The organism is Bacillus mycoides, assembly GCF_001757995.1.
Taxonomy (GTDB): domain Bacteria; phylum Bacillota; class Bacilli; order Bacillales; family Bacillaceae_G; genus Bacillus_A; species Bacillus_A mycoides_B.
Map to the genome: position 1 here is coordinate 1 of NZ_LXLV01000118.1, position 2,014 is coordinate 2,014.

2 protein-coding genes are annotated in these 2,014 nt (G+C 32.1%); both read right to left on the reverse strand.

Annotated elements, in window-relative coordinates:
* Positions 1-678, reverse strand: a 678-nt coding sequence (locus BWGOE10_RS29085; RefSeq protein ID WP_145925687.1) for an erythromycin esterase family protein, incomplete at its 3' end; no start/stop codon positions are given.
* A gap of 440 nt (positions 679-1,118) precedes the next feature.
* A partial coding sequence (locus BWGOE10_RS29090; protein WP_070168370.1) for a helix-turn-helix domain-containing protein occupies positions 1,119-2,014 on the reverse strand: 896 nt, incomplete at its 5' end.

Consider the following 2,014-nt stretch of genomic DNA (forward strand, 5'->3'; position numbering starts at 1 on the left):
GTTGATTACGGGCTGTATTTCTACTTTATATTGATCATAAGGATAGCCACTTTCTAAATTATAGTAATACTTATCCAATTTGATTAACTCTGTTACTGCTGCATCTAGTTCACTCGCCACTTCAGGACTTAATTTTTGCAACCAGTCTTTCGCATACGAGTGGAATGAAGATCTATAAAACAAATTCATATCAAAACCAGCTAATGTGAGTGGCTTTCCTTTTGCTTTTTGTTCTTTCATATAGATAAACAATTGTTCAACTTCCTCTGTTTGCCATACACCCTCTAAAGATTGGTCCATGGCTTCCGTAGCGGTTAAGTAATCAAAATTTTGCTGAACAGCTGCTGCTTCCGCAAGCCCTGATTCAAATGCAATCACATCATATCCCATTTCCTCATGTAAGTACTTAATCATACGTATTTTGGATTGATTCATTTCCTTCGCACCATGCGTACTTTCGCCAAGTACAACAATACGCTTGTCCTGTACGGCCTCTTTTAGAAATGATAAATCTTCTGTTGTTTGGGAAGTTGGTTCATTTAATTTTTTTGCATGTCCGTTTAACCATTCCTCCCATTTGCGTTGATCGACTGGTTTTTCTGCTGCAAATGCAACAGATGTAAAGGTTGTACAGGCAAGAAGAGTACTCATTAGCCCGATTTTCCATTTTTTACGCATTACAACGCCTCCAAGCATCATATTTTACAAATTGAAAAGAAACGGTATCAAAAATTTACTAATCTACCATTATTTATAATAATACATATTTGGATTCTAAACAATATTAATATTCAGAAAAACAAAAGGCTCCTTCAACGTAGTGAAGAAACCATTTTCTCTTAGCATCGTTTTACTTTCTTCAATCATACCCATCACTTCAGGATCATTTATGGAATATGGAATGATGAAACTTTTTCTGCAATTATATAGTCAAATATAGGAACTTCATATCCTAGTACTCTATGTGTCACATCGTGAAGGACGTTTTTTATTTCATGTCTTATGATTTTGTCAATACGTCCAGAAGTAAATAATTTATAGTCACCGTATATTAAATTGAGCAATTTAAGAAGCGTAGAAAGATTTAATTTCTACGCTTCTTAAAATTAATAACAAATTTATTGCTGTTCTAAATTTGTTATATAAGATTTTACAGCTTGCAATAAGAATTCTTCCTGTCTCATACCAGCATCCGCGGCCATTTGAATTACTTTTTGTTTAAATTCATGATCTGCGTGAAAAGTTAATGGCTCTACATTACTTTTAAAATAAATTCCTTCTAGATGTGGAAGTATTGAACCGGATTTCATATGAGAATGTAAATATTTAATCTCCTCTTGAAATTGCAATGGATCTACTTGTAAAACGAAAGGTTTAATTTCTAAATTGATAGTATCTGGTGTAATAGTCAATCGCATATTTGTGACACCGAGCTCTTTATAAAATAAGTTTATTAGATTGTAAGTGATGGAATTAAATAGTTGAGGTTTTTTAAATGAAAATGATAAATACCCTCGTTTTGTAATTACAGCTTGTTTATGGAAAGGTTCAAAGGAATAATCATGCTCCTTATAAGTGGATATTGGGAAAATTTCTTCATCCTCTGTAAGAATCTTTCCATCTGCTCCATTGATCTCTATTACCCTAGCTGTTTTTCCGGTATGTTGATGTGTTAATAATTGATATAAATATATATCTTCATCTTGAATCTTAGTAATAAATGTTTTTCGTTCTTTTGTTGTAGTTTTTTCATAATCAAGCTGGAAAGTATCTAGGTCTTCTTTACTAATGACATATACTTGTTTTCCTCGTTTTTCTATCCTTGAAGCAGGTAATTTTCCAGATTTGATATATGTAAAAATAGTAGATGGTGCTACATTGAGAATTTCAGCTGCTTCTTTTGTACTAAGGCCTTTAACCTCTTCATTATTTTTTAAGCGTTCAATATCCTCCAAATAGAAAATTTTACTACCGAATTGTTTCCAATTATTTTTATATACACATTCTATTAATC